Source organism: Streptomyces sp. NPDC048257, from assembly GCF_043201855.1.
In the GTDB taxonomy this organism is placed as follows: domain Bacteria; phylum Actinomycetota; class Actinomycetes; order Streptomycetales; family Streptomycetaceae; genus Streptomyces.
The window spans coordinates 244,409-264,529 of sequence record NZ_JBICZI010000009.1 but is presented as its reverse complement, the minus strand read 5'-3'; the positions used below and the strand labels follow the sequence as shown (position 1 = coordinate 264,529).

Annotated in this window: 22 protein-coding genes; 10 read left to right on the top strand and 12 right to left on the bottom strand. The window is 70.6% G+C overall.

The window, feature by feature from the left end; all coding sequences use genetic code 11:
• Positions 1 to 91: 91 nt before the first annotated feature.
• A complete protein-coding gene (locus ACGFZK_RS20595; protein ID WP_393850298.1) occupies positions 92 to 1,039 on the bottom strand; it encodes a hydrogen peroxide-inducible genes activator in 948 nt (315 codons plus the stop codon).
• A 135-nt stretch (positions 1,040 to 1,174) separates the two neighbouring features.
• On the opposite strand from ACGFZK_RS20595, the gene ACGFZK_RS20590 reads away from it, so the two are divergent.
• On the top strand, positions 1,175 to 1,729 hold the full coding sequence (locus tag ACGFZK_RS20590) for a peroxiredoxin (RefSeq protein WP_393850297.1): 555 nt from the start codon (positions 1,175 to 1,177) through the stop codon (positions 1,727 to 1,729).
• 3 nt (positions 1,730 to 1,732) lie between these two features.
• Positions 1,733 to 2,269, top strand: coding sequence for an alkyl hydroperoxide reductase (locus ACGFZK_RS20585; RefSeq protein ID WP_030712103.1), 537 nt, complete (start codon positions 1,733 to 1,735; stop codon positions 2,267 to 2,269).
• Between the two features lie 62 nt (positions 2,270 to 2,331).
• Here ACGFZK_RS20585 and ACGFZK_RS20580 read toward each other — a convergent pair whose 3' ends face one another.
• From ACGFZK_RS20580 to ACGFZK_RS20555, 6 genes are all read right to left on the bottom strand, one after another.
• Positions 2,332 to 3,054, bottom strand: coding sequence for a hypothetical protein (locus ACGFZK_RS20580; protein ID WP_393850296.1), 723 nt, complete (start codon positions 3,052 to 3,054; stop codon positions 2,332 to 2,334).
• A gap of 9 nt (positions 3,055 to 3,063) precedes the next feature.
• The gene (locus ACGFZK_RS20575) at positions 3,064 to 3,789 is read right to left on the bottom strand and encodes a hypothetical protein (RefSeq protein ID WP_393850295.1); all 726 of its coding nucleotides are present in this window, start codon (positions 3,787 to 3,789) and stop codon (positions 3,064 to 3,066) included.
• A 117-nt stretch (positions 3,790 to 3,906) separates the two neighbouring features.
• Positions 3,907 to 5,298 (bottom strand): AI-2E family transporter, encoded by a 1,392-nt coding sequence (locus tag ACGFZK_RS20570; RefSeq protein ID WP_393850294.1) that lies wholly within the window; start codon positions 5,296 to 5,298, stop codon positions 3,907 to 3,909.
• A 129-nt stretch (positions 5,299 to 5,427) separates the two neighbouring features.
• Positions 5,428 to 6,147 carry a transglycosylase SLT domain-containing protein gene (locus ACGFZK_RS20565; protein WP_393850316.1) on the bottom strand — a complete coding sequence of 240 codons (720 nt, stop codon included), beginning with the start codon at positions 6,145 to 6,147 and terminating at the stop codon, positions 5,428 to 5,430.
• Between the two features lie 396 nt (positions 6,148 to 6,543).
• On the bottom strand, positions 6,544 to 7,860 hold the full coding sequence (locus ACGFZK_RS20560; RefSeq protein WP_393850293.1) for a PhoH family protein: 1,317 nt from the start codon (positions 7,858 to 7,860) through the stop codon (positions 6,544 to 6,546).
• A 312-nt stretch (positions 7,861 to 8,172) separates the two neighbouring features.
• Positions 8,173 to 8,934 carry an isoprenyl transferase gene (locus ACGFZK_RS20555; RefSeq protein WP_393850292.1) on the bottom strand — a complete coding sequence of 254 codons (762 nt, stop codon included), beginning with the start codon at positions 8,932 to 8,934 and terminating at the stop codon, positions 8,173 to 8,175.
• Positions 8,935 to 9,062: 128 nt separating this feature from the next.
• Here ACGFZK_RS20555 and mgrA point away from each other — a divergent pair, with 128 nt between their 5' ends.
• The gene (mgrA, locus tag ACGFZK_RS20550) at positions 9,063 to 10,100 is read left to right on the top strand and encodes an L-glyceraldehyde 3-phosphate reductase (RefSeq protein ID WP_393850291.1); all 1,038 of its coding nucleotides are present in this window, start codon (positions 9,063 to 9,065) and stop codon (positions 10,098 to 10,100) included.
• Positions 10,101 to 10,242: 142 nt separating this feature from the next.
• Here mgrA and ACGFZK_RS20545 read toward each other — a convergent pair whose 3' ends face one another.
• The gene (locus ACGFZK_RS20545) at positions 10,243 to 11,001 is read right to left on the bottom strand and encodes a prepilin peptidase (protein ID WP_393850315.1); all 759 of its coding nucleotides are present in this window, start codon (positions 10,999 to 11,001) and stop codon (positions 10,243 to 10,245) included.
• 38 nt (positions 11,002 to 11,039) lie between these two features.
• On the opposite strand from ACGFZK_RS20545, the gene ACGFZK_RS20540 reads away from it, so the two are divergent.
• The 3 genes from ACGFZK_RS20540 to ACGFZK_RS20530 all read left to right on the top strand — a co-directional run bounded on the left by ACGFZK_RS20540 (position 11,040) and on the right by ACGFZK_RS20530 (position 13,694).
• Entirely contained in the window at positions 11,040 to 11,414 is a 375-nt protein-coding gene (locus ACGFZK_RS20540) for a DUF192 domain-containing protein (RefSeq protein WP_393850290.1), read from the top strand.
• Between the two features lie 59 nt (positions 11,415 to 11,473).
• The gene (locus ACGFZK_RS20535; protein ID WP_393850289.1) at positions 11,474 to 12,091 is read left to right on the top strand and encodes an SMI1/KNR4 family protein; all 618 of its coding nucleotides are present in this window, start codon (positions 11,474 to 11,476) and stop codon (positions 12,089 to 12,091) included.
• Between the two features lie 316 nt (positions 12,092 to 12,407).
• A complete protein-coding gene (locus tag ACGFZK_RS20530; RefSeq protein ID WP_393850288.1) occupies positions 12,408 to 13,694 on the top strand; it encodes an extracellular solute-binding protein in 1,287 nt (428 codons plus the stop codon).
• A 151-nt stretch (positions 13,695 to 13,845) separates the two neighbouring features.
• Here ACGFZK_RS20530 and ACGFZK_RS20525 read toward each other — a convergent pair whose 3' ends face one another.
• Positions 13,846 to 14,472: a hypothetical protein gene (locus tag ACGFZK_RS20525; RefSeq protein WP_393850287.1), complete on the bottom strand. Its 627-nt coding sequence runs from the start codon at positions 14,470 to 14,472 to the stop codon at positions 13,846 to 13,848.
• 99 nt (positions 14,473 to 14,571) lie between these two features.
• Between ACGFZK_RS20525 and ACGFZK_RS20520 the strand changes: the two genes are divergently transcribed.
• Complete coding sequence (locus tag ACGFZK_RS20520) at positions 14,572 to 15,111, top strand: hypothetical protein (RefSeq protein ID WP_393850286.1); 540 nt, start codon at positions 14,572 to 14,574, stop codon at positions 15,109 to 15,111.
• Here the strand turns inward: ACGFZK_RS20520 and ACGFZK_RS20515 are convergent.
• Both ACGFZK_RS20515 and ACGFZK_RS20510 read right to left on the bottom strand, forming a co-directional pair.
• Complete coding sequence (locus tag ACGFZK_RS20515) at positions 15,102 to 15,431, bottom strand: nuclear transport factor 2 family protein (protein ID WP_393850285.1); 330 nt, start codon at positions 15,429 to 15,431, stop codon at positions 15,102 to 15,104. The two genes, ACGFZK_RS20520 and ACGFZK_RS20515, sit on opposite strands and share 10 nt — an antisense overlap.
• 103 nt (positions 15,432 to 15,534) lie before the next feature.
• A complete protein-coding gene (locus ACGFZK_RS20510; protein ID WP_393850284.1) occupies positions 15,535 to 16,371 on the bottom strand; it encodes a polysaccharide deacetylase family protein in 837 nt (278 codons plus the stop codon).
• 263 nt (positions 16,372 to 16,634) lie between these two features.
• Between ACGFZK_RS20510 and ACGFZK_RS20505 the strand changes: the two genes are divergently transcribed.
• Positions 16,635 to 17,003 carry a hypothetical protein gene (locus ACGFZK_RS20505; RefSeq protein WP_393850283.1) on the top strand — a complete coding sequence of 123 codons (369 nt, stop codon included), beginning with the start codon at positions 16,635 to 16,637 and terminating at the stop codon, positions 17,001 to 17,003.
• A gap of 92 nt (positions 17,004 to 17,095) precedes the next feature.
• Here ACGFZK_RS20505 and ACGFZK_RS20500 read toward each other — a convergent pair whose 3' ends face one another.
• Complete coding sequence (locus ACGFZK_RS20500) at positions 17,096 to 18,706, bottom strand: MDR family MFS transporter (RefSeq protein WP_393850282.1); 1,611 nt, start codon at positions 18,704 to 18,706, stop codon at positions 17,096 to 17,098.
• 133 nt (positions 18,707 to 18,839) lie between these two features.
• Here ACGFZK_RS20500 and ACGFZK_RS20495 point away from each other — a divergent pair, with 133 nt between their 5' ends.
• Both ACGFZK_RS20495 and ACGFZK_RS20490 read left to right on the top strand, forming a co-directional pair.
• Complete coding sequence (locus ACGFZK_RS20495; protein WP_393850281.1) at positions 18,840 to 19,418, top strand: TetR/AcrR family transcriptional regulator; 579 nt, start codon at positions 18,840 to 18,842, stop codon at positions 19,416 to 19,418.
• Positions 19,419 to 19,573: 155 nt separating this feature from the next.
• Positions 19,574 to 20,068 carry a hypothetical protein gene (locus ACGFZK_RS20490; protein ID WP_393850280.1) on the top strand — a complete coding sequence of 165 codons (495 nt, stop codon included), beginning with the start codon at positions 19,574 to 19,576 and terminating at the stop codon, positions 20,066 to 20,068.
• Positions 20,069 to 20,121: the final 53 nt, after the last annotated feature.

The window sequence follows — 20,121 nt, the reverse complement described above, 5'->3', positions numbered from 1 at the left end:
GCCAGAAGGGCGTCCAGGCCAGAAGTCACACTCAGGTCAACGGGCGCCCTTCGCCATGGTCGCGGCCAGCACAGACATCGGACTCATTCATCTAGTCGGTGGGCCACACCGGAAGCGGGCGTACGGCTTCGCGCAGTGCGGCGGCGATCGCCCGGAACTCCTCCTGCCGGGCGGTCCCGGTGCGCATGGCCAGGGCGATCCGCCGGGAGGGCGCCGGCTCGGCGAAGTACCCGGTGGACAGGTACTCGTTGCGGGCGGTCTCCAGCCGCAGCGCGGTGCGCGGCAACAGCGTCACGCCCAGTCCCCCGGCGACCAGCTGTACGAGAGTGGACAGCCCGGCGGCGGTCGTCGTGACGTCCGCACCGGTCGTCCGCCCCGCCTCCCGGCAGATGTCCAGGGCCTGGTCCCGCAGGCAGTGGCCCTCGTCCAGCAGCAGGAGCTGCAGTCCGCGCAGTTCCTCCAGCGGGATGTCCCGGCGTCCGGCCAGCGCGTGCTCGCGGGGGGCCAGCAGGACGAAGTCCTCGTCGAAGACGGGCAGTTCGGTCACCCCGGGGACCCCCAGCGGCACCGCCAGCAGGAGCAGGTCCAGGCGCCCGCCCGCCAGCCCCTCCAGCAGCGAGGCGGTCTGCTCCTCGTGCACCTGGAGGTCCATCCGCGGGTAGCGCCGGTGGAACAGCCCGAGCACGGTCGGCAGCAGGTACGGCGCCACCGTGGGGATCACCCCGAGGCGCAGCACTCCGGTGAAGGGGGCCCGTACGGCCTCGGCCTCCTCCATGAGCCCGCCCATGGCGTCGAGCACCACCTGGGCCCGGGCCGCGATCCGCTCGCCCGCCGGGGAGAGCAGCACCTTGCGGGTGGTGCGCTCCAGCAGCTGCACGCCGAGGGCCTCCTCCAGCGCGGAGACGGCCCCGGAGAGCGCCGGCTGGCTCATGCCGATGGCCGCGGCGGCGTCCCGGAAGTGCAGGTGCTCGGCGACCGCCGCGAAGGCGCGCAGTTGCGCGAGCGTCGGTTGCTTCGCTCCCCTACTACTGACAGCCACTGATAGGTACCTCCGATCACCCGGCACAAGAGTAGCTATTTCTGTAATCAATGCAGGTGTGTCAGCATGTGAGATCAGTCCAACCCCATCGGAAAACCCCCAAAAGGGCCATTTTCCACTGCATAAGGAGAGCGCGTGCTCACTGTTGGTGACAAGTTCCCCACCTTCGACCTGACCGCCTGTGTCTCGCTCGAGGCCGGCAGCGAGTTCGCGCAGATCGACCACAAGACCTACGAGGGCAAGTGGAAGGTCATCTTCGCGTGGCCGCTGGACTTCACCTTCGTGTGCCCGACGGAGATCGCCGCCTTCGGCAAGCTGAACGAGGAGTTCGCCGACCGCGACGCGCAGGTCCTCGGCTTCTCGCTCGACTCCGAGTACGTCCACCACGCCTGGCGCAAGGACCACGCCGACCTGCGTGACCTGCCCTTCCCGATGATGTCCGACATCAAGCGCGAGCTGTCGACCGAGCTGGGCATCCTGGGCGAGGACGGCCTGCCGATGCGCGCCGTCTTCGTCGTGGACCCGAACAACGAGATCCAGTTCTCGATGGTGACCGCCGGTTCCGTGGGCCGTAACCCCAAGGAGGTCCTGCGGGTCCTCGACGCCCTGCAGACCGACGAGCTGTGCCCGTGCAACTGGAACAAGGGCGACAGCACCATCGACGCCGGCGCGCTGCTGGCCGGTGAGTGACGGATGTCCCTCGACTCCCTGAAGTCGGCCATACCGGACTTCGCCAAGGACCTGAAGCTGAACCTCGGTTCGGTCATCGGCAACAGCGACCTCCCGCAGCAGCAGCTGTGGGGCACCGTCCTGTCCTGCGCGATCGCCGCCCGTTCGCCGCTGGTCCTGCGTGAGCTGGAGCCGGAGGCGAAGGCGAACCTCTCGCCGGAGGCGTACACCGCCGCCAAGTCCGCCGCCGCGGTCATGGCGATGAACAACGTCTTCTACCGCACGCGGCACCTGCTCTCCGACCCGGAGTACGGCACCCTGCGCGCGGGCCTGCGGATGAACGTCATCGGCAACCCGGGCGTGGAGAAGGTCGACTTCGAGCTGTGGTCGCTCGCGGTCTCCGCGATCAACGGCTGCGGCCAGTGCCTGGACTCGCACGAGCAGGTCCTGCGCAAGGCGGGCGTCGACCGCGAGACGATCCAGGAGGCCTTCAAGATCGCCTCGGTGATCCAGGCCGTCGCCGTCACCCTCGACGCCGAGGCCGCCCTCGCCGCCGAGTAACGGCACCCCGTACGACACCGCAGGGCCCCGCGACCGCTTCCGGTCGTGGGGCCCTCGTGCCGTCAGCTCCTGCGCAGCGCGGCCATCAGCGCCCGCGTGTCCTCGACCGCCGCCGTCACCAGGACGTCCCGGTCGGGGCGCGGCGGGAGCGCCTCCCGGGGGTCGGGGGCGTCCTCGCCGATCACCCGGAAGATCATCACGTCGACGGTGAACACCGCTCCGCCGTCACGCACCCGAAGCTGCAGGCCGTCACCGGTCCCGGTACGGGTGACGAGGGCCTGCTCCCCGAGGCCGGGCACCGCTTCCCACCCGTCGCCGTCGGGGGCGAACCACCGGCTGGAGGGTGTGTCGAGTGCGAACTCGGCCTTCGGATCGGTCTTCTTGTGCAGTTCGACCGTGGCCTTGACGTCAAGGCTCCCGGTAGAAGGCTCCCGGTCGCTGTTGCGGACGCACGACGCCCAGTCCAGCGCCGGATGCCGGCTGCCCACCTGCGGTGCGGCCTTCGGGAGGCCGCCCAGCACCCCCTCCAGCGTCGGGGCCTCGAACTGGGCGCACAGGTCGTCCGTGACCCGGTAGCGGATCTCCGGCTCGGCCGGCCGGTCGCCGAAGGCCTTCAGCCCGCCCGCCCACAGCACGGAGGTGACCACCACCGCCGCCGCCACCCACCACCACGGCCGCGCCCGGGCCCGGGCCCGTAAGGGCTCGCTCTCCACGACCTCCCGCGCGAGCTCGGCCGGGCTCGCCGCCGGCCCCCGCTCCCCGTCGAGCTCGGGCTCCCCGATCACGTCCGCCCCCTACTCCTTGAGCGCTGTCATCAGCGCGCGCACGTCCTCGATCATCGCCGCCTGGACCGCGTCGACGTCAGTGGCGGGTCGGCCGTTCTTCTCCTCCAGGAAGTCGGGGGCGGACGCTTCGACGCTGAACACCACACCACCGTCCAGCACCTTGAGGATCAGCCATCTCTCGCCGGGCATCACCGTCATCACGGAGCGCTCCCCGAGGTCCGGCACCGCTGCCGTGCGCCCGGCGCCCATGTACGCGATGTTGCCGAGGACCGGTACGTCGAACTCGGCCGAGGGATCGGTCTTCCTGTGCAGGTCGACCCGCGCTTCCACCGTGACGTCCGACGCCACCCCGTCCTTCCCGGCGTTCTCCAGGACGCACCGTGCCGTGTACACGGCCGGGTGGTCGCTCTCGTGGTTCACCGGCCTCTTGTTGTGCATGTCTCCGGTGATCCCGCTCAGCGCCCGAGCCCGGAAGTCCTCGCACAGGTTCTTCGGCGCCCGGTAGGAGATCTCCGGCCCGGCCGACGGGTTCCCGGTGGCGTACAGCCCGCCGGCCCAGACCGCCGACGCGACCAGGACACCGCCCAGCGCCCACAGCCACGGCCGCGGGCCCGGACCTCCCGCCACCCGCTCGCGCGGAGCGAGTTGCTCCGGCGGCCGCCCCGACCGGCCCGACCGCGCGGGCTCCAACGCCTCGGTCTTCCACTCCTCGCCGAGCTCCGGATCGGTGATCACGCCTGTCCCCCCGCTGTTCCTGTTTCCGCAGCGTCGCCATCAGGACGCGCATGTCTTCGATCATCGCAGCCTTGATCGACGGAATATCAGGTTCCGGGTCCTGCCCTGCCCACCCGGCTAGCGCATGGCTTCCTCGCGGTCCGGCACCCCGCCCAGGGCCGTCGAACCGTGCGGGGCCGGGCCGATCATGCCCGCCCCGAGGTGGTGCTGGTCGCGCGAGTACGCCCTCAGGTATCCCACCACCGTGTTGGTGACGGCCACCAGCGGTACGGCGACCACCGCTCCGCCGATGCCCGCGATCATCCCGCCGGCGGCCACCGACAGCACCACCGCGAGCGGGTGCACCCGTACCGCCCGGCCCAGGATGAAGGGCTGGAGCACGTGCCCCTCGATCTGCTGCACCGCCAGCACCACCAGCAGCACCATCAGGGCGGTCCACACGCCCTGGGTCACGAGCGCCACGACGACCGCGAGGGCCCCCGAGACCACCGCGCCGACCAGCGGGATGAAGGCGAACAGGAAGATGAAGACGGCCAGCGGCACCGCCATCGGCACGTCCAGGAAGTAGATGCCGAGGCCGATGAAGATGGCGTCGATGAGGGCGACGATGACGGTGCCGCGCACGTACGCGGTCAGCGTGCGCCAGGCGCGCGGACCGGCGCCGGCGACCCCGGCCCGGGCGGCGACCGGGACCAGGCCCAGGGCCCAGTTCCAGATGCGCTTGCCGTCGTAGAGCAGGAAGAGCGTGGAGAACATCGCGAGCAGAATGCCCGTCAGGACCTCGACGAGCACCGTCACGCCCTGCAGTCCCGCGGAGGTGATCTGCTCGGTGTTGGTGCCGATGGTCTCGCTGAGGTTCTTCGCGATGTCGTTGATCTGCTTCTCGGTCACGTGGAACGGACTGTCCAGTGCCCAGAGCTTGAGCTCGTTGATGCCGTCGCGGACCCGGTCGGAGAGGTCGTCGAGGTTCTCCATGACCTGCCACACCACGAACCAGCCGACGAGTCCGATGACCACGAAGCCGAGGATCGCCGTAACCGCCGTGGCCAGCCCGCGCGGCAGGCCCAGCCGGCGCAGCCGGACCACGAAGGGCTGGAGCATCGCGGTGACGAGCATGGCGGCGGCGAAGGCGAGGACGACCAGGCGGACTTCGCTGATCACCTTCATCAGCACCCAGAGCATCCCGGCGAGCAGCAGCAGCCGCCAGCTGGCCTCGGCGGCGACGCGCATCCCCCAGGGGACGACGCTCGCCGGGTCCGGGCGTCCGGGTGCGGCCGGCGCCGCGAGGTGGGGCGCAGGGGCCACGGGGGTGGCAACGGGCGCCTCGGGGACGGCCGTCGCGGCCTCGGACACCTCGGGGGCGGCCGATGACCGCCCGGGCACGGCGGGGCCGCCGGACGCGTCTCCCCCGGCCTCGGCCTCGACCTCGGCACGCCGCTCGTTGAGCCGCGCCTCCATCCGGTTCAGCCTGTTCCCGAGCCGGCCGAGCCAGCCTTCCCTCTTCGCCATGTCGCTTCCTTCCCCCGCCCCGTCTACGGGCTCACCTGGAAGACCGTACACGCGAGGAGCCCCGCACCGTAGGACGGTGCGGGGCTCCCCCGGGTTGTGCGGCGGGGCGGTGTCGCTGCCGCGGGCCCGCTAGTACCAGCCGTTGCTCTGGTGGAAGCTCCAGGCGGCGCAGGGGCTGCCGTAGCGGTCTTCCATGTAGTTCAGGCCCCACTTGATCTGCGTGGCGGGGTTGGTGCGCCAGTCCGCGCCGGCCGAGGCCATCTTCGAACCGGGCAGCGCCTGGACCAGGCCGTAGGCGCCCGAGGACTTGTTCACCGCCAGGTAGTTCCAGGTGGATTCCTGGTTAATGATGTTCGAGAAGCACTGGAACTGCCCGGCCGGGACCATCTGCTGGGCGATGGCCTTGACCTGCGCGACCGTGTAGGAGCTCTGGGGCGCGAAGTCGCCGGCGTCGCGGCCGGAGCGGCTGGCGGCCTGCTCCTTCTCCTCGCGTTCCCGCTTCGCCTTCGCGTCGGCCTCGGCCTTCTCCTTCTCGGCCTCCGCCTTCTTGGACTTGGCGTCCTCGGCGGCCTGGACGCGGGCGGCCTCCTCGGCGGAGCGCTTGGCGTCGACATCGGCGGCGTGGGCGATGGCATCGGCCTGCTGCGTCAGGGACGCGCTCTGGACCTGTGCCTGGTCGCCGACCGGGATGTCGGCAAGGAGAGTCGCGCCGGACGCGGTCGTCTCGAGATCGTTCGTGGGGTCGCCGGTGGCAACGCCCACGACTGCGCCGACGGTGGTGACCGCGGTGGCCGAAGCCACGGCGAACCCCCGGACCGAGATCCGGCTCACACGGTGTCCTTCCAGCAGCGTCCGCAGTGACCGCGCGGGCGCAAAAGTGCCCTCGACACTGGCCTCCGTGGTTCTACGGTCACTGGAGGCGCGGGCCCGTGGACAACTCCCTTGCGGGGGCTGCCGCGTGAAACTCCGGGCGGCATACGGCATTCGACTGTGGAGTTGTGGTGCTGCGCGTACCTCACGGGAGATACAGGTGTGCCGTATGCGGGGCCTGACGGAAACCAGACTCTGCCGGAACGCGACACCGCAAGGCAATTCTCCGTTGCGTGTGAAAGGTCACACCTGGGATGTCGCCACTGATTCGGGCAAACACCTGTGCAGCACGACGCCGCCCGGCTAGGCTCTCGGGCCTTTGCCGGGCGGCGCCAACTCACCTTCCCGCTATGAGGTTTTTGACCGGTTCGGCCGTCAGAGCGTCTCGAGCATCTCGGTGACCAGCGCGGCGATCGGGGAGCGCTCGGAACGGGTCAGCGTGATGTGGGCGAAGAGCGGATGGCCCTTCAACTTCTCGACCACGGCCACCACTCCGTCGTACCGGCCGACCCGCAGGTTGTCCCGCTGGGCCACATCGTGGGTCAGAACGACCCGCGAATTGGCTCCGATCCGGGACAGAACGGTCAGCAGGACATTGCGCTCCAGTGACTGCGCCTCGTCCACGATCACGAAGGCGTCGTGCAGCGAGCGGCCGCGGATGTGCGTGAGCGGCAGGACCTCCAGCATCCCGCGGTTGAGCACTTCCTCGATGACCTCGCGCCCGGCGACCGCCGAGAGGGTGTCGAAGACCGCCTGCGCCCAGGGGCTCATCTTCTCGGACGCGTCCCCGGGCAGGTAGCCCAGATCCTGACCGCCCACCGCGTACAGCGGCCGGAAGACCATCACCTTCTGGTGCTGCCTCCGCTCCAGCACCGCCTCCAGGCCCGCGCAGAGCGCCAGTGCCGACTTTCCGGTGCCGGCCCGGCCGCCCATCGAGATGATCCCGATCTCGGGGTCGAGGAGGAGGTCCAGCGCGATGCGCTGCTCGGCGCTGCGGCCGTGCAGCCCGAAGGCCTCGCGGTCACCGCGTACGAGCTTGACGTTGCCGTCCGCCGTGACCCGGCCCAGGGCCTTGCCACGTTCGGACTGCAGGACCAGTCCGGTGTGCACGGGCAGCTCCGCGGCCTCCGGCACGTACAGGCGGTCCTCCGAGAACAGGAGGTCCACCTGCTCCCCGGAGAGGGCGAGCTCGCTCATGCCCGTCCAGCCGGCGTCGGTGATCGCGAGCTCCGCGCGGTACTCCTCCGCGATCAGCCCCACGGAGGAGGCCTTGATGCGCAGCGGGAGATCCTTCGAGACCACCGTGACGTCGTAGCCCTCGGCCTGGAGGTTGCGGGCGACCGCGAGGATGCGCGAGTCGTTGTCCCCCAACCGGAAGCCGGCGGGCAGGACGCCCGGGTCGGAGTGGTTGAGCTCGACACGCAGGGTGCCACCCAGATCGCCCAGCGGGATGGGGGCGTCCAGGCGACCGTTGCGAACCCGGAAGTCGTCGAGCAGGCGCAGGGCCTGGCGCGCGAAGTAACCGAGTTCGGGATGGTGCCTCTTTGCCTCCAGCTCGGTGATCACCACGATCGGGAGCACGACCTCGTGCTCGTCGAAGCGGGAGATCGCGTTGGGGTCTGCCAGCAGGACGCTGGTGTCGAGGACGTAGGTCCGCCTGTCTTGCAGGCGGCTCTTTGTGCTGGTCACCACGGAAGGACGTACCCCCTCGGAAGAGGTCGGGCCATGAAGACCGGACCGGTCATCGGCACCCATGCCAGGGCCGATTTCCGGCCCTCCACTCCGTCCGTGCGAACCGCACGTGCGTCCTGGTGCAAAGGGCCTCCCGGGCGGACGACCCCATGCCGTCCGCTGAGACTCGACACCCGTGGATCGGGCATCGACCTGAAAGGGATATTCCCCGAACAGGCCAGGCCATGCCATGGCATATGACGGACGCTCGGTGAATCCCTGGTGAAGGCTTCGAGGGGAGGGGGGCAGGGGGCGCGACACCCCTACGGTGACTCAGGTGCCGTAGCGCCGGTGACGGGCCGCGTAGTCACGCAGGGCCCGCAGGAAGTCGACCTTGCGGAACGCCGGCCAGAAGACTTCGCAGAAGTAGTACTCGCTGTGCGCGCTCTGCCACAGCATGAATCCGGACAGCCGCTGCTCGCCGCTGGTGCGGATGACGAGGTCCGGGTCCGGCTGGCCCCGCGTGTAGAGGTGCTCGGCGATGTGGTCGATGTCGAGGATCTCGGCGAGCTCCTCGAAGGAGGTGCCCTTGCGCGCGTGCTCCAGGAGCAGCGAGCGGACCGCGTCGGCGATCTCCTGGCGGCCGCCGTAACCGACGGCGACGTTGACGAGTATCCCGTCGACGTCGTGGGTGGCCTGCTCGGCCTCCTTCAGCACCTTCTGCGTCCGGGCGGGCAGGATGTCGAGGTTGCCGACGTGGTGGACGCGCCAGCGGCCGTCCGCGGCCAGGCCCCGCACGGTGTTCTCGATGATGTTGAGCAGCGGGCGCAGCTCGACCTCGGGGCGGTCCAGGTTGTCCGTGGAGAGCATCCACAGGGTGACGACCTCGACGTCCGTCTCGGTGCACCAGCCCAGCATCTCGGAGATCTTGTCGGCTCCGGCCTGGTGGCCCTGCTCCGTCGTCCCTCCGGACGCCTTCGCCCAGCGGCGGTTTCCGTCCAGAATGACGCCGATGTGCTTGGGCGCCGCGTCATGGTCGAGGCGGCCTTCCACCCGGCGTGCGTAAAGCCTGTACACCAGGTCGCGCAACTTCACGATCTTCCAGCCCCTCCGTGCAATGCCCCCGTGCGAATTGCGGTCCTCCCCCGAGTCCGCCACATTACTGGGCTGCGGGATCGGGTACCCAACTCGGTCGGTCACAAGTCCGTGATAGGGAGGACAACGTGACTGATACCAATCCCTATCGGGCAGAGCCCTCACGCTACGACTCCATGGAGTACCGGCGCACCGGCCACAGCGGCCTCAAGCTCCCCGCCATCTCCCTCGGCCTCTGGCACAACTTCGGCGACGACAAGGCACTGGAGACCCAGCGGGCGATCCTGCGCCGGGCCTTCGACCTCGGCGTCACCCACTTCGACCTGGCCAACAACTACGGTCCGCCGCCCGGCTCGGCCGAGCTGAACTTCGGCAAGGTCTTCGCCCAGGACTTCGCCTCCCACCGCGAGGAGCTGGTCCTCTCCACCAAGGCCGGCTACCTGATGCACGCCGGGCCGTACGGCGAGTGGGGCAGCCGCAAGTACCTGCTCGGCTCGCTCGACGCCTCGCTGAAGCGGATGGGCGTGGACTACGTCGACATCTTCTACTCGCACCGCTTCGACCCGCAGACCCCGCTGGAGGAGACCATGGGCGCCCTCGCGTCCGCGGTCCAGCAGGGCAAGGCCCTGTACGTGGGCATCTCCTCCTACACGGCGGAGCAGACGGCCGAAGCCGTGCGGATCCTGCGCGACATGGGCGTGCGCCCGCTCATCCACCAGCCCTCGTACTCCATGATCAACCGCTGGACGGAGGAGGACGGCCTGCTGGACACCCTCGAGGACGCCGGCATGGGCTGCATCTCCTTCGCGCCGCTCGCGCAGGGCATGCTGACGGGCAAGTACCTGAAGGGCATCCCGGCCGACTCGCGCGCCGCGCAGGGCAAGTCCCTGAACCCGGACCTGCTCTCGGACGAGGTGCTCCGCCGGCTGACCGGTCTGAACGAGATCGCGGCCCGGCGCGGGCAGTCCCTCGCCCAGCTGGCACTCAGGTGGGTGCTCCGCGACGACCGGATGACCTCGGCCCTGATCGGTGCGTCGAGCGTGCCGCAGCTGGAGGAGAACGTGGCCGCGCTGGCGTCCGCGCCGCTGTCCGAGGCGGAGTTGAAGGAGATCGACTCCCTCGCCGTCTCCACCCCCGGCACCAACATCTGGGCCCAGCGGGGCTGACCTGCGCATTTGTCGCGCAGCGCCGACGGGTGGCGGGAAAACAAAAAACGGGCCGGTCCGTGGGGGGGATACGGACCGGCCCGAGGGGGGGGTTCCACCATAACCCTTCGTAAAGCATGCTGCGTGCATTGGCGCGTCACGATTACTCTCCGAAACCACCCAGCAGCACTCCGGTGAGTGCTCCGGCCGCCATGAAGGGGCCGAACGCGTAGCCCCGGTTCCGGCCCTCGGGGCCGCTCAGGACCAGGAACAGCCCGTAGAGGGCCCCGTAGAGGAGGCCGAGCAGGGCCCCTGCGGACCATACCCCCCACCCGTACCACCCAAGAGCGACCCCCAGCGAGAGCGCCAGCTTGACGTCGCCGAAGCCCATGCCCGCCGGGTTGATCAGATGGAGCACCAGGTACGCGGCCGCCAGCGCGCCACCGCCCAGCAGCGCGAGCCGCCAGGACCCGGCGGCGCCCGGCGCGAGGGCCGCCGCCCCCAGCAGCGCGGCGACCGCGGCGGCGAGCGGCAGGGTCAGTACGTCGGGCAGCCGGTGCACGGCCCGGTCGACGAGGGCCAGCAGCACGAGCAGCGGGGCGAGGGCGACGTAGGCCACCAGCTCGGGGCGCGCGCCGACGGCCGCCGCGAGGGCGGCGCAGACCGCGGCGGTGAGCCCGGCCAGGGGCGCGGCCCGGCGCCCGTACGCGTGCGCGTGCGGGGGCCCGGGCGGCTCCGCGCCCGGCCGGCAGCGGGCCGGGCCGAGCCAGCCCCCGAGCCGGCCGCCCAGTCCGTGTCCCTGCGGGCAGCGGACCTGCCAGGGGTCCCCCGGCTCGACGGAGAGGCGGTAGGCGGGGCGGGGCAGCAGGAACCCGGCGGCCACGCCGTACCCGGCGGCGAGAACGATCACGAGCACACCCATCATCCGGCGACGGTAGGACACCCCCTAAGGTGGCCGCCATGGCGCACTGGCAGGACGGCCCCGCGGTACTGCGGGTCGGCGCGTACCCCACGGAGATCCCGGTCGAGGTCGCCGCCTCGTACGGGGCGCGGACGCGCGGGCTGCTCGGGCGGGACGGGATCGACGGCGCGATGCTGCTGACCCCCGCGGCGAGCGTGCACACCTTCAGGATGCGGTTCGCGATCGACGTGGCGTACCTCGACCGCGACCTCGGCGTGCTCGCCGTGGTCACGATGGCGCCGGGCCGGCTGGGACTGCCCCGGCTCCGCTCCCGGCACGTCCTGGAGGCGGCGGCGGGCGCCATGGCCGGCTGGGGACTGCGCGCCGGAACCACCGTCAAGGTGGACGTACCCGGGCGTCTCACGGGCAACTAGGCGGTGCCCCTCACTGAGAGTAGGTTGGGGCGGTTGAGCTGGGGCGTCAGGGGAGCGGCATGACGGAGAACGCGCGGATCAAGGCGCTGGAGCAGATCATGCCGGCGACGCACGGCGCCGACGAGGACATCGACTGGCCGGCGGTGGAAGCCGTCTGGGGGACCCGGTTCCCGGCCGACTTCATCGCCTTCATGGGCCGCTTCGGCGCGGGCTCCATCAACGGCGAGGCCAGCATCCTGCTGCCGCTGCCCAAGCCCGGACTCCAGTGGGACCCGGCCGGGATGGCCGAGGAGACCGACAACGCCCGGCAGACCTGGCAGGCGGAGGGCGGCCGGTCCGCCTTCGACGTGGCCCCGGAGTCGATCATCGCCTGGGGCGTCACGGGCGGGTCGGACATCCTGTGCTGGCTCACCTCCGACCCCGACCCGGACCGGTGGCCGGTGCTGGTCTGCGGGCGGCACACCGCCGACTCCTTCGCCGTGTACCCGTACGGCATGGCCGAGTTCCTCTACCGGCTCTGCTCCGACGAGTTCGACGTGAGCCCCGTCAGCATCACCTTCTGGGACGGCGGCCACCTCAGCTTCGTGCACTGGCGCAAGGCCCAGCGGCGCTGGCAGGAGGGCCGCAACCCGGAGACGGGCGATCCCGACCCGTACGCCGGCGAGTTCGCCGAGTAGCCCGCACCCGCAGCCGCCCCGCAGAGCCCGTACAGCCCGTACAGCCCGTACAGCCCCTACGCCGCTCACAGCCCGTTCCGCGACCGGAAACGGGCTTTTCGGTATGTCTACGCGCGTCCGCACAGTGGATCACATATCGGAAAACACCATTCCGAAAAGCCCCACTTGGAGCATTGACCACAAGTGCGCCCCCAATGGAATCAACCACCCCTCCCTCAGGAGAGAATTCCGGCCAACGGGCCATCGAGGGACACCCCAGCCCGGAGTAACTCATAAGTAATAACGGGATCCAAAAGAAAATCAGAGGAATACACCCGTGCGACGAAGAATTTTCGGCACGACCGCCACCACGGCCGTGCTCGGTCTGCTGATACCTCTGGCCGGATGTGGTGGCTCCGGAGACGGTGCAGGTGACAGCGGTACGTTGCATCTGGTCGCGGCTGAATACGGCGACAGTGCGGCCACCAGCTCCAAGCCCTACTGGGACAAGCTGACGGCCGATTTCACCGAGGCGAACCCGGGAATCAAGGTCGACGTCAAGCTCCTGCCGTGGGCCGACATCGACCGCGAGGTCTCCCGAATGGTCAAGGCCGACAAGGCGCCGGACGTGGCCCTCATGGGTTCGTACTCGGACTTCGCGGCCCAGGGGAAGCTCTATCCCGCGGACGAACTCCTCTCGATCACCGCCGAGGCGAATTTCCTGCAGCCGCTCGCCGACGCGGGCTCCGTCGGCAACACCCTCTACGGCCTGCCCTTCGTGGCGAGCAGCCGCCTCCTCTTCTACAACGAGGCGCTCTTCACCAAGGCCGGCATCAAGGAGCCCCCGAAGACCTGGTCCGACCTCAAGGCCGCCGCCAAGGCGCTCAAGGACAAGGGCGTGAAGTTCCCGTACGCCCTGCCGCTCGGCCCGGAGGAGGCGCACGCCGAGGCGCTGATCTGGGAGCTGAGCAACGGCGGCGGCTACGCCGACAGCAGCGGCAACTACAGCCTGGCCTCCGACCAGAACATCGAGACCTGGAAATGGGTCAGGCAGGAGCTGGTCACCCCCGGGCTCACCGGCCCCACCCCGCCGTCCCAGCTGAACCGCGCCGAGGCGTACGCCGCCTTCCTGCGCGGCGAGGTCGGCATGGTCAACGGCTACCCCTCGCTCGCCCACGAGGCGCGCACCAAGGGCATCGGTGTCCAGACCATCTCCATGCCCGTCTCGGACGACCTCGGCGTCGGGGAGGTACCGCCCACCGTCGGTGTGGCCGACTGGATGATGGCCTTCAGGCAGAACGGCAAGCGCGCGGAGATCGGCAAGTTCCTGGACTTCGTCTACCAGGACAAGAACCTGTCGGACTTCGCCGGCCGCTACCACCTGCTGCCGTCCACCGTCACCGCCTCGCGCACCCCGGCCGGGGGCGGCCTGGACAAGAACGACACGCAGTTCCTGAACGCGCTGCGCGGCGCCCAGCTCTACCCGGTCAACGACCCGTCCTGGCTGACCGTCAGCGACACCATCAAGCGCAACATCGGACGCGCCGTGGAACCGACCGGCGACCCGAAGGGCGTTCTGGAGGACATCGCCGCGCAGGCCGCCCAGGCCTCCAAGAAGAACTGAAAAGTCCTCGACACGGGACCTCCGACCCGTGCCGCACACCACCCCGTGCGGCAACATGGCCACTACGGCACTTGATCCGAGGCCACGGCCCAGTCGCCCGACGAGCACCCACAAGGTGCGCGGGGCGGCCGGCCCCCACCCGAGCCGCCTCTCAGCGCTGCTGACCGTGGTTCGAGGCGAACGCCGTCCGGTACTGCTCACAGCTGGAGTTCCAGCGCAGCGTGCCGCCCAGCGTCGCGTAGCCCGAGCGCGTGACCGACCACTCCACCGTGTACTCCCCGGTGTCGCACGCGATCCGCTTGCCGCCCGCGACCTTCTCGCGCCCGGTCGCCGGCTTCCCGGTCAGCTCCTTGCGCACCTCGCCGACCTTGGCCCGGTCCGCCCTGCGCAGCACGGCGTGCACGACGATCGGGTGTGCGCCCTCCTTGACCGTCACGGCCTTCTTCACCACCGTCGAGTCCGACACCTGCCAGGCGAACTCGTAGGCGGGCAGCCACGCCAGGGTCTCGGGGTCGGGAGCCTGGCGCTCGAACTCCGGCGCGCCCGGGGGGCCGGTACGGGTGACCGTCTTGTACTGGACCCCGGGATGGAAGCGGAACTGCGCCTCCACCTTGTGCATCTCGTCCTTGGTCCACATCGACTTCATGGTCTTCTCGCCGCCTGCGGGGTCCTGGAGGTACGCCGTGACCTCCGCGGCGGTGGCGGCCTGGCCCAGGAGGGGCGCGAGGGCCGCCGTGGCGGTGGCGAGGGCGAGAGCGGCGATGCGGGTGCGCTTCATGCCCGGACCAACGGGACCCTCCGGCGGGCCGGAACGACGCCGGGCGCGCTTTCACCCGTACGGGAGCGCACGGATGCGGAAGGAGACCCCGGAATACCGGTGCTGGAGATGCTGCCGACGCCGGAGCGGGCCGAGGCGCTGGTGGCGGGAGGGCCGCTGCCGGAGCTGCCGGCGGTCGCCTTCAACGCACACCGGGAGCCGCCGATGGACCTGGTCGCCCAAGCCAACCACCCGGGGCCCCGGGAGCTCGGCCCGGCCTCGACGGGCGGCATCGGCTCGGCGCGCGGGGTGGCGGCGCTGTACGCGGCGGCGATCGGCCCGGTGGGCTCCCGGGACGCGCTGCTGAAGCCGGACACGGGGGCCGAGTTCGCGCGGCTGCACACGCCGGGCCAGGACGCGGTGACCGCGGATCCGGACCACTCCGGGCTGGGCTTCGAGCAGCAGCCCGCGGTCGGTCCCGAGGCCTTCGGGCGCTGCGGCGCGGCGGGCGGGCAGGGCTTCGCCGACCCGGTCACGGGCATCGCCTACGGCTGCACGCGCCGCCGCTTCGGCTTCCCGGGCGGGCTCGCTCCGGAGAACGGCCGGCTGACGGCGGCGGGGCTGGGCGTGGCGCGGGGGCTGGAGAGCGGTCAGGCCTGACCGGTCTCGAAGCGGCTGATCCGGCCGCCGCCGGGCGCGATGACGAAGCGCCAGGCCGTGCGCATTTCGCCCCAGGTGTCGTTGCGGTAGTTGACGATCAGGGTGCGGCCGCCGTCGGACTCGGACTGGACGTCCATGTGGCCGCCGGAGTCGAAGATCTCCCGGTCGATCCACTCGTGCAGGTCGCGGTCGGAGCCGTCGTCGGACATGGTCGCGTCGGCGGTCAGGACGGCGAGGAAGGCGGCCTTGTCGTGCGCGTTGACGGCGGCGACGAGGGCGCCGACCACCGGGTCGGACAGTCGGGCGGGGGCGATGGCCACAGGAGCCTCCTGGTCGGGCGTACGTTCGTCGGTGCCCGACCAGGGAACAACGCGGGCGGGTCCGCGTCGTCGACCGTCACCCGTTCGCCGGGCGGACGGCGTGTCAGGAGGGGTCGGGCGCGGTGCGGACGGGAAAACCGGTGGGCCGGCCCTGCTCCTTCAGCCAGCTCAGCACCTGGTCGAGGGCGTCGACGGTCTGGGCGCGGTTGCCGCCGCCGTCGTGGAAGAGCACCGTCGGGCCGTTGCCGATCTCGCGCTTGACGGCGTTGACGATGGCGGCCGAGCCCGGCTTGTCGAAGTCCTTGGTGTCGACGTTCCAGCCGAGCGGCCGCATGCCGTGCGCGGCGGCGATGCGCCGGCTGTCGGGGGTGAACGCGCCGCCGGGGGCCCGGTAGTACTCGACCCTCGCGCCGCCGCCCGCGGCTTCCTCGATCAGCTTCTTCGCCTCCAGGATCTGCTGCTCCTGGTAGGCGACGGGCTTCTTGTCCATGGCCGTGTCGTGATTCATGGTGTGGTCGCAGAGCCGGTGTCCGTCCGCGACCACCTTCTTGACCAGGTCGGGGTGGGCCTTGGCCTGCGGCCCGACCATGCAGAAGGTCGCCTTGACGTCGTGCCGGCGGAGGGTGTCCAGCACCTTCGGGGTCCAGCGGGGGTCGGGCCCGTCGTCGATGGTGATGTTGACGGCGTCGCCGCCGCTCTCGGAGGCGTGGGCTATGCCCTCGGGTATCCCCTGCGGCTGCTGTCCCGGCCGGCCGTCGTCGCCGCGGCCCGCGCCGCCGGTGGCGCCCGGCCGGGCCACGTTCTGCTGTGGGGCGGCGTTCCCGCCCGGCCCGACCAGGGCGGCCACTCCCCACACGGTCGCCGCCACTGCGACGGCCGATGCCGCGACGGCGGCGCCGGCCTGGACGCCCTTCCTGTTCTCGCGCGCCAAGAAACTCATGAACAGTCCACTCCCCATCCGCTGTGCGAGCGTTCTGTGGATCAGGACGTTCATCGCCGCCGAGGAGTTCCAGCCAATTACCCCATAAATTCCACGTAATGGGATTGATGGGACCGATGGGACTTTAGTCCTTCATGGAGTTGCATACCTGCCCCCGCGAACACCCCCGAAACACCCCAACCCCGCACCCACCGCGCCCATAAGCCCAAATGAGCACACCCCCAAGGGGGTTCGCCCTCGGGGTCCGGCCCAGAACGGGAGGCGTGGATGACGGATCCGAATGGCCGGCGGACAAGCTGGCCGCGCTCCGCCTCGGCCGGAGGCTGGTGACCGAAGTCCCCGCGTCGGGGCCGGGCCGGCGGGCGTTCGTGGACATCACCCCCAGCCGCAGTCGGTCCGACGACCGGGCGCGGGACGAGGGTTGGGTGCGCGGCGACGCGGGCCGGAGTTTCCGCCTCGCGCACCGGGAGTACGACCACGAGCGCCTCGACGGCTTCGACCACGACATCGGCGCGGCCCTCGTCGCGTCCGCCGACGCCACGGGCGAGGCCGAGCTGCTCGCCGTTATCACCGCATGGCGCCTGCGCCCGGGCGACTTCGCACATCCGTGGCGGACCGACGACCCCAAGTAGGGGCGGCCGGACAGGCCGGAAGGCGGCGCCCCCGGTCGTCCCGGGGTGCCGCCTTCCGGCTGGTGCTCTTCGTGCTCGGGCTCGCGCCCGGGTCAGCGGGCGACCTTCTCCTGCGCGGCCGGGGCCTTCGCCTCGTCGCCGTCCCCGGACTGGGACTGGGACTCGGACTCGGACTCGGCCGGAGGGGTCGGGGCGCCGCGGAGGGGGACCTCCTTGACGAACCAGGCCGCCGCGAAGCCCAGTACGGCGATGGCCGCGCCGAGCAGGAACGCGGAGTGCGTGCCGGCGGCCACCGCGTGCTGGTAGGCGTCGCGTACCGCTTCCGGCAGCTTGGCCAGGCTCGCCGCGTCCAGCTGGGCGGAGCCCGCGGCTCCGGCGGCCTCCGGGCCCAGGCGCTCGGCCATGGTGTCCGTGACCCGGGTGGTGAACAGGGACCCCATCAGGGCCACGCCGAAGGAGCCGCCGAGCGTACGGAAGAGGGTCGCCGAGGAGGAGGCGACGCCCATGTCCTTCATCTCGACGCTGTTCTGCGCGACCAGCATGGTGATCTGCATCAGGAAGCCGAGACCGGCGCCGAGGACGGCCATGTAGAGGCCCGACACGAGGCGGGTGGTGCCGGTGTCCATCGTCGCGAGCAGGAACATTCCGACGACCATCAGCGCGCCGCCGGCGATCGGGAACATCTTGTACTTGCCGCTGCTGGTGGTGACGCGGCCCGCGATCAGCGAGACCACCATCATCGAGAGCAGCATGGGCAGCAGGAGCAGACCCGAGTTGGTCGCGGAGGCGCCCTGCACCGACTGCTGGAACAGCGGGAGGTACAGCACGCCGCCGAACATCGCGAAGCCGACGAGGAAGCCGATCACCGACATGAGGGTGAAGTTGCGGCTGCGGAAGATGTGCAGCGGCATCACCGGCTCGGCGGCCTTGGTCTCGGCGTAGAGGAACGCGGCGGTCGACAGGACGCCGACGGCGATGAGGGCGAGGATCTCGACGGAGCCCCACGCGTACTCGGTGCCGCCCCAGGTCGTCACGAGGACGGTGGAGGTGATGGCGATGGTCAGCAGCGCGGCGCCCAGGTAGTCGATCTTCCCCTGGGCCCTCTTCTTCGGCAGGTGCAGCACCGCGGTGACCATGGCCAGCGCGACCGCGCCGAGCGGCAGGTTGATGTAGAAGGACCAGCGCCAGCCCATGTGGTCGGTGATGGTGCCGCCGACCAGCGGGCCGCCGATCATGGCGAGCGCCATCACGCCGGCCATCATGCCCTGGTACTTGCCGCGCTCACGGGGCGGTATCAGGTCGCCGATGATCGCCATGACGCCGACCATCAGACCGCCGGCGCCGAGGCCCTGGATCGCACGGAAGCCGATCAGCTGGCCCATGTCCTGGGCCATGCCGCTGAGCACGGAGCCGATGAGGAAGATGACGATCGAGGTGAGGAAGGAGCCCTTCCGCCCGTACATGTCGCCGATCTTGCCCCAGATGGGGGTGGAGGCGGCGGTGGCCAGCGTGTAGGCGGTGACCACCCACGAGAGGTGCTCCAGGCCGCCGAGCTCGCCGACGATCGTGGGCATCGCGGTGCCGATGATCATGTTGTCGAGCATGGCCAGCAGCATCGCGATCATGAGTGCCATGAGGACGACCCGTACGCTGCGCGGCTTCACCTCCTTCGAGGTCCCCGCAGGCTTGACTGTGTCCACCATGTCCACTCCCCTGGCCCTACTACTCGCACTACGTCCCGCACCGGCACTTACTTGCCGCCCGGCTAGTTCATTACAATGGGGACGGTAGACCCGCAACTAGCCGGGCGTCAAGTAAGTAATCTTGGGGAGAGTCATGTCCAGCAGCAGTCCGCAGCGACGCCGTGGCGACACGCGTCAGCGCATCCAGGACGTCGCACTGGAGCTCTTCGCCGAGCAGGGGTACGAGAAGACGTCGCTGCGCGAGATCGCGGAGCGGCTGGAGGTCACGAAGGCGGCGCTGTACTACCACTTCAAGACCAAGGAAGACATCATCATCAGCATCTTCGAGGACCTGACACGGCCCATCGACGAGCTGATCGCATGGGCGGAGGGGCAGCCCCGCACCCTGGAGACCAAGCGCGAGGTGCTGCGGCGCTACAGCGAGGCGATGGCGGCGGGCGCCGTGCTGTACCGGTTCATGCAGGAGAACCAGGCGACGACGCGCGAGCTGAGCATCGGCGAGACGGTGAAGAAGCGCCTCTTCACCCTGGTGGAACTGCTCCGCACGCAGGACGGCCCGCTGACGGACCAGGTCCGCTGCGTCAGCGCGCTGTTCACCCTGCACGCCGGGATGATGTTCCTCCAGCACGTGGAGGGCGACCCGGAGGAGACCCGCCTGGCCGCCCTGGAGGTCGCGACGGACCTCATCACCCAGGCCCACCACGAGGCGTGAGTCGCCGGTTGAGTACGGCTGCTCATGCCCGCCCGCCGGGACCTGACGGACGATGAGGGCATGACGACACCGAACCGACGCCGCAAGCTCCTCGCCGTATCGGCCGCCGGGGTGGCCCTGGCCGTCGTGGCGGTGGGGACGTGGGAGGTCGCGCGATGTTCGGGGCGCTGTGGCAGGGGGCGCCGTATCCCGTCGCGGAACCGGCCGCCACCGCACGGGAGCCGGACGGGCACACGCAGGCCGTCTACGGCACCCTCGCCCTCGCCCTGCCGGACGCCGAACTGGCCGACCGGCCGGGCGCCGGTCTGGTGGCCGAGGGCGCGGACTGCAACCTCCGGGGGATGCGCCACTGGTCCGAGAACGGGCTCGGCGTGCCGCCGCAGGCTCCCCAGGTCGTCGACGTGAGCGCCGGCTGGGCCCTGGAGGGTGTCCCCCTCCCCCGGGTGGCGCCCGCGGTGGACCGGGTGCGGGCGGATCTGACGCGCCGGGGCTGGAAGGTCACGGAGTACCAGAACACCCCGCGCCGGCTCCAGTTGCGCCTCGAACTCCCCGGCACCGCACCACCCTCTCCGTGTCGACGTACCCGGGCGACCGTCTCGCGGTCGCCGCGCACGCCGACTGCGCCCGCTACCCGTCGGGCACGCCGCTGAACTCGTACGGGGATCCGGCCGTACCGGCTCCGGCAGCGCCCGCCCGGCTGCGC